We start from the raw sequence: 6,010 nt of genomic DNA on the forward strand, positions 1-6,010 counted from the left end.
TGACTTCGGAGAGAACCAAGACCCCGGCGGACAACAAATCCAACGCCCTTGACAATACCGCGATCAGAGAACCGCTTAAGAAAAACATCACTGCTTAAACATCATTTTTTATAATATATCACATGCTTATACATTATTTTTACTTATGTTTTGATTTCGGCATATCTGTCTCAGCCAAACCAGTTCTGTTTGTAGCAATAAAAATGGAGACAGATCATGAAAGTCATCGTTGTGGGAGCCACCGGAACACTTGGCAGCGCAATAACATCAGACCTGAAGAACGACCACGAGGTCGTGGAAGTTGGCTTCTCGGAAGGTGATGTCCAAGTCGATATCACCGATTTCGGGTCGATTAAGGCCATGTATCAGAAAGTTGGCGCTTTCGATGCGCTGGTGTCGGCGACAGGGGCCGTGCATTTTGGCCCTCTGGCAGACATCACACAAGAACAGTGGCAGCTTGGCCTGAACAACAAGCTGATGGGACAGGTCAATCTGGTGATGGAAGGAGCCAAGCACATCAACGATGGTGGGTCCTTTACCCTGACCGCTGGCATCATCAGCAGGGACCCGATCCGCTATGGGTCCGCTGCCACCACCGTGTGCAGTGCGCTAGAGGGATTTGCAGCATCGGCGGCGTTGGAATTGCCGCGCGGCATTCGCGTCAATGCAGTCAGTCCAACCATTTTGGAAGAATCCGTCGACCTCTTCGGTTCTGCCTTTGCGGGTTCCGAGCCTGTACCTGCAGCGGTCGCTGCCAAGGCGTTTCGCAAAAGTGTTGAGGGTGCCCGGAGCGGCCAAACTTTCACCGTCCAAGGCCGCACCTAAGCCGCGTTCCTTCAATCGGGTCCTTCAGACCGGAGGACCCGAAACATCCTGGCCGACTGGACGCTGGAAAAATAACAACCAATCCGCCGGCCGCCTCCAAGGAGACCACACAACATGCACGTCATTCCAAAACAATACACGCAGTACGTTTTCTACTTCTTCATGGCACTTTTGATGTCTGGCCTGATGTCGTTGGTCGTCACGACGATCAACATCGGCATCGTCCCAAACCTGATCTCGGCGTGGCTGAGCGCCTGGATTGTCGGTTTTTTGGCTGCTTTGCCTGCCATCATGATTGTGACGCCCGCTGTACGAAGCATCGTCGGTCTTTTTATCGTGGAATGCGAGTGAGGCCAAACTAGCCAAATCTATGCCGGCCGCAACAACTCCTTGAAAAGTCCACGAAGCCAAATATTGCCCGGTTCCCGGTCGGAGCGCTTGTGCCAGAACAAGCTTAGCTTAGGACCCGGAACCGGGATTGGAAGCGGGCGCGACAAAAGTGTGCCGGAGTCGATAAGAGGCCTCACGGTGACAGAGGGCAAAACACAGACAAGCGTGCTTTCCCTCAGAACTTTGGCGGCGCTTGCGAAATTGTTTATTGTCATTGCCACACGGCGTTGCAGCCCATGTTCGGCAAGCACCATGTCGGTGTAACCGCGAACATCACCGGATAGAGAAACCAAGAGATGATCCGCCGCAACAAAGCGCTCCAGCGTCAGATTACCTGTTGCAAGTTCATGTTCGGGATTCATCACGCAGACATACTCAAGATCAACCAATAATTCGCTTGTTTTCATTGGAGGCATCAGGTCGTTTGCGCCAATGAGAATATCGACGGATGCGCGATTGAGGACCGTTTCCCCGTTTGAGATTGTGTAAGGCACCGTTTGGATGGACACATTCGGCGCGTCTTGTTCGAGGCGATGGCGAAGGTCTGCCCACACCAAATCTACCATCAGGTCCGTCGCCGCGATCCGAAAGGTTCGGCGCGACGTGGAAGGATCGAACCCTTTGGGATTGATGGCTTCGTCAATCTCTTCCAATGGTTCTTTTACCTTCACCCAGAGATTCTGGGCAAACAGGGTGGGCGCGATGTTTCTTCCATCCTTGATGAAAAGATCATCCTTCCAGATCTCGCGCATCCGCCCAACTGCATTCGAGACTGCCGGTTGAGTGATGTTCAATCTTTCGGCCGCCCGAGTGATCGACCCCTCGGTCATAATAGCATCGAAAATGACAAGAAGGTTTAGGTCCTGACTGCGCAACTGAAAGCCCCGATTTTTGAGACTAGGCTATCAGAATTGCTTACTGAGACCACCGGCAAAACACCAATAATCTTGGCATCTAAGCCGAGAGCAACTTGCGCGATGCCGACATTGGCGCAGCCGCAGCGAAAGCTAACTTCGTCCTGCTACCCTGCCATCTGAGAAGCGCGTGGGAATGTCCGGTTTGCGCGGTTCGCAACCTGCCGCACTTGCAAAAGACCAAAGTGTAGTCAGCGGCGGCTTAGGGTTCTCTGCCGCCATTCTCTGCGACGTGCCCCGACCGGAGGTATGAGCCCAAAGCAGACATGTTAGTCCCGCGTAAGGTTTGTTTTGGTGACCCCCAAAGAGGTGATAGTGCCATCCAACTAGTGGATCAGTTTCAATCCAACGGGAGACCGGTACTGTCGAAATAGCGTCTAAATCTTTGCCTTCGGGCCTCTAACTTTACGTTCAGCCGTTACTTGCAAATTCGTCTTCCGCCTCTCCACCCGGGGTTTGATCAACTTCCTCCGGTTCTCCATCAACATCATCGTCCTCCTGGCCGTCGGCATAAACGCTTCCGTCATCCGAAATGCCAAGTGTGGATTTTACCGATTCTTCATCGGGATTGGAGGCACGGACCGCGCCGAGGACGCGGTCTTGCTGTTCCTCCGCGACGATTTTGTCCTCAGAAAAATCGCCTTTGTAATGTCCCAACAAACTGGCCTCCGCGTCATGCACCGCCTCCGCAGCCGCCAACTGATCGTCCGTCGGTTGCGCTATCGTATTTCCGTCCTCATCTGTTGTTACGTCGTGCGCATCTTTCACCGCTTGTGCGGTTTCCAAATCTTCAGGCGCAATCGTACCGGGAGTGGACGCCTCATCGGCAAGAACCTGTTCAGCTTCCTCCAGCGTCATTGGAGCCGTGTCCAAATAATCATACGCCGCAGCAATTTCCTTCACTTCTTCAGGGCTCAAGTCGTAATCTTCACCCATGACATGATTGAAATTTGCGTCGGCTACGGCAAGGCCAGCGGCCAGGCTCACCGGCCCTGTACCTTTCGCATACTGTCCGTTCGCGATATGCGCGAGTTTTGCATTTACACTGGAGTTAATGGCACCATTCAGTTTGCCGAGGTTACGCGGGGCAAGCGTGCCATCATCAAGGAGTTTTGCTTTTCTGCTTGGTGGTCTCGGGGATTGCGCGACACTCGCTTTGCTTGTTCGTGTTGTGGTGGTCCGTGCCTTGTTCCCTTTGAATAGACCTTTGACACCGTTTTGCTTCAGGTTACGGCCCAAGGCCTGAAAGTCTTCCTTCACAGCCCGACCCAAACGACTGCCGCTCTTTGACTTACGACTTTTGCTGGCAGACTTCGTATTTGCCCCGTTCAGCGTTTTGTCGGAACCCCATCCCCTTTTGGCACCCTTTTCACCGTTGTTGCCGCCCTTTCCGCCACCGTTGCCACCTCCATTATCCCCTTTTCCGCCGCCGTTACCTCCACCTTTTCCGTTACCATTTTTTGCGTATGCGTAATCGGAAGCGAGAACGGTCACGACTGGCGCGACTACAAATGTAGACAGTACGATTGCGGAGACGCTCACTTTAAGGAAGTTCAACACGGTAGAAATCCTTTTCGTTTAGAGAAATACTGGTCAGCGGTGGCGAACGAATGCCATCCTTAAAAATGTTGCTCAAACACGGCCAGAATGAGGCAGCTATTCGACTTTCAGGAGTTGTTATCTTTAATGGAATATTAACAACTTGGCTTTTATTTCCAAAAGAATCACTTGGGAAAATAAAACTGTTAACAATAGCAGTGGTTTTCAAGTTTGTGTTTCCAGCGGCGATCAAAAAAAACTGCTAAATCGGAAATAATAGGTGCGTTAACACTCGGTTAATGTAAGGTCTGGAAAATAGCAAATAGTTTATTTTTACGAGTTGACTATGGTTAAGCAAAGCAAAAGGGAGCTATTCCCGCCTTTGAACGACGCCGAGGCCGAAACATTTGGCCCGGACAAGAATAGCTCCCTAAAACCTACGATAAGAAGGGCTATATTTGCTGCCCCAATATTGTTGTATTTTCTTCTAATGGCCTTTTTCCTAAATAGAGCGTCTGCCGAAAGCTATATATCGATCCCGTGGTAGATGAAGGCTTTTGCCCTGAGATAGACAATGAGGGTCCGCGCTATCAGACGAGACAGCGAAAGATAGTTCTGTTCGTCCACTCCACCTGCTGAGCAATCATTCAATTGGTTCCGGAGTTCTGCGCCGCAGCAAACGGCAGAAATGTCCGCAAGGCAGAAATCGGGCTGAAATTACTGAACGTCCGCTGCGAGCCCAAATTGACCGATGCTGCACGATGCCCCAACGACAGGAATGCGCAGAAAGCGGAATTTGAAAAGTTTTACGAACGATCATCGCGAACGTTTGCCGAGACCTTTTGGAGAAGCAGCTATGAGGAACTGGCTGGACAGGCTATTGATCATAACTTGCTGTTCTGTCGAGGTCTCGCGCCAGTTGCAGGTCGCTTTGATTGCAAAGTCAAGCTGTGGTCACTGTCCCGAATTGGTTTTCGCGATACTGCAAAGCAGATCGACATGTTTGTCCAACCACTCTTCGTCCAGTGCCTCGTGACGTATGAGCTTGCGGAAATAAGGTGCCGCGACTGCTAGTTCTATGAGTTGGTCGACCGGAACGTCGGCGGTGATCTCATCGCGGTCTATTGCGGCTGCAAATACTGCTTCAACACTCGCGAACCTGTCTTTCATGAATTCTGTTATCACTAACCTTGCTTCTTCGTCGGTGGACGCAGCAGCGACCACCTGAGGAGCAATTTGACCCCATGGTGTGTCATTCAAGGCTCCCATCAGTACACCGAGTAGCCAGCGCAGGTCAGATCGCAGCGGGCCATCGGTTTTGGGCGGTATGTTCGGCGGTGTAGCGATGCGCCTGAACGCTGCATCACGCAGACTACGCGCATCTGGCCAATGCCTGTAAAGTGTGCTGCGCGAAATGCTCGTTGCCTTTGAAACTGCGCCATGAGTTACGTGCAGCACGCCCTCATCCATCAGTATCGTTTGTGCCGCATCAAGCGCCGTCTGTCGCGTGGCGATCAGCCTGGGATCTTCTTTCAATCACCCCTCCTATAGAACATTTTGTTGCATAGTAGAACATTTTGTTCTAAAAGTATGGTCGGTCAAAACCTAAATCCCACAAACACGTCTTGTCAAAACGGGAGCGTATCAATGTTCAAAGTGGCAGCAACCCCGCTGGCGGTACTTTTATCGATGGGCGCGACAGCCGCATTGTCCGAGAGTGGAACTTATGAGTTGGATCCTGGACACAGTCAGGTACTGTTCAGCTACGACCACATCGGGTTCTCAGAAACGTTTGGAATGTTCTCAGGTTTTAGCGGCGAGATCGAATTCAACGAAGATGATCCGTCTGCCTCATCCGTCACAGTGTCTATGCCTGTAAAATCCATGATCACGGGCTGGGATGCCCGTCTTCAACACTTCATGTCCGATGACTTTTTCAGCGCGAGTGACGGTGATGTGGTCACATTCGCCTCAACCAGCATAGAAGTCACCGGGGACAATTCCGCGAATATTTCTGGCGACCTGACCATGAATGGCATCACCAAGCCTGTTGTTCTGGAAACAACGCTCAACAAGTCAGCGCCATATCCGTTCGGTGCAAAGGAGGGCACCTCGACCTTGGGGCTGGTGGCCACGGCGACCATCGTGCGGTCTGAATTCGGACTTGGGGCGTTTGCGCCAGCAGTGAGCGACGAGATAGAGCTCTTGATCAATATCGAAGCGTTAAAGGTTGAATGATGCGTGCAAGGGTGCCGATACCGCGCGGAGCACTTATTCTTAAATTTTGGCGGATGGTCAACGCGATGAATGTGTTCCTGAGAACATTGGCGGTTGCTGTAACG

Annotated in this window: 7 protein-coding genes; 3 read left to right on the forward strand and 4 right to left on the reverse strand. The window is 51.7% G+C overall.

Annotation, left to right across the window (positions count from 1 at the left end; all coding sequences use genetic code 11):
- The first annotated feature begins 216 nt into the window (after positions 1–216).
- Both AC2FJF_RS24145 and AC2FJF_RS24150 read left to right on the forward strand, forming a co-directional pair.
- On the forward strand, positions 217–825 hold the full coding sequence (locus AC2FJF_RS24145; protein WP_496727534.1) for a short chain dehydrogenase: 609 nt from the start codon (positions 217–219) through the stop codon (positions 823–825).
- 114 nt (positions 826–939) lie between these two features.
- The gene (locus AC2FJF_RS24150; protein WP_496727535.1) at positions 940–1,176 is read left to right on the forward strand and encodes a DUF2798 domain-containing protein; all 237 of its coding nucleotides are present in this window, start codon (positions 940–942) and stop codon (positions 1,174–1,176) included.
- A 17-nt stretch (positions 1,177–1,193) separates the two neighbouring features.
- Here the strand turns inward: AC2FJF_RS24150 and AC2FJF_RS24155 are convergent, their stop codons facing one another.
- The 4 genes from AC2FJF_RS24155 to AC2FJF_RS24170 all read right to left on the reverse strand — a co-directional run bounded on the left by AC2FJF_RS24155 (position 1,194) and on the right by AC2FJF_RS24170 (position 5,204).
- The gene (locus AC2FJF_RS24155; protein ID WP_496727536.1) at positions 1,194–2,090 is read right to left on the reverse strand and encodes a LysR family transcriptional regulator; all 897 of its coding nucleotides are present in this window, start codon (positions 2,088–2,090) and stop codon (positions 1,194–1,196) included.
- Between the two features lie 450 nt (positions 2,091–2,540).
- The gene (locus AC2FJF_RS24160) at positions 2,541–3,623 is read right to left on the reverse strand and encodes a hypothetical protein (protein WP_496727537.1); all 1,083 of its coding nucleotides are present in this window, start codon (positions 3,621–3,623) and stop codon (positions 2,541–2,543) included.
- Positions 3,624–3,672: 49 nt separating this feature from the next.
- Positions 3,673–3,897, reverse strand: a complete 225-nt coding sequence (locus tag AC2FJF_RS24165; protein WP_496727538.1) for a hypothetical protein — start codon at positions 3,895–3,897, stop codon at positions 3,673–3,675.
- 725 nt (positions 3,898–4,622) lie between these two features.
- The gene (locus AC2FJF_RS24170; RefSeq protein WP_496727539.1) at positions 4,623–5,204 is read right to left on the reverse strand and encodes a TetR-like C-terminal domain-containing protein; all 582 of its coding nucleotides are present in this window, start codon (positions 5,202–5,204) and stop codon (positions 4,623–4,625) included.
- 111 nt (positions 5,205–5,315) lie between these two features.
- Between AC2FJF_RS24170 and AC2FJF_RS24175 the strand changes: the two genes are divergently transcribed.
- The gene (locus AC2FJF_RS24175; RefSeq protein WP_496727540.1) at positions 5,316–5,906 is read left to right on the forward strand and encodes a YceI family protein; all 591 of its coding nucleotides are present in this window, start codon (positions 5,316–5,318) and stop codon (positions 5,904–5,906) included.
- Positions 5,907–6,010 lie beyond the last annotated feature (104 nt).

The sequence above is a fragment of the Ruegeria sp. CDSB013 genome (assembly GCF_059611165.1).

Excerpts from the sequence above, each read along its gene's own strand:
- AC2FJF_RS24145 (WP_496727534.1), top strand. The coding sequence starts at position 217 with ATGAAAGTCATCGTTGTGGGAGCCACCGGAACACTTGGCAGCGCAATA.
- AC2FJF_RS24150 (WP_496727535.1), top strand. The coding sequence starts at position 940 with ATGCACGTCATTCCAAAACAATACACGCAGTACGTTTTCTACTTCTTC.
- AC2FJF_RS24175 (WP_496727540.1), top strand. The coding sequence starts at position 5,316 with ATGTTCAAAGTGGCAGCAACCCCGCTGGCGGTACTTTTATCGATGGGC.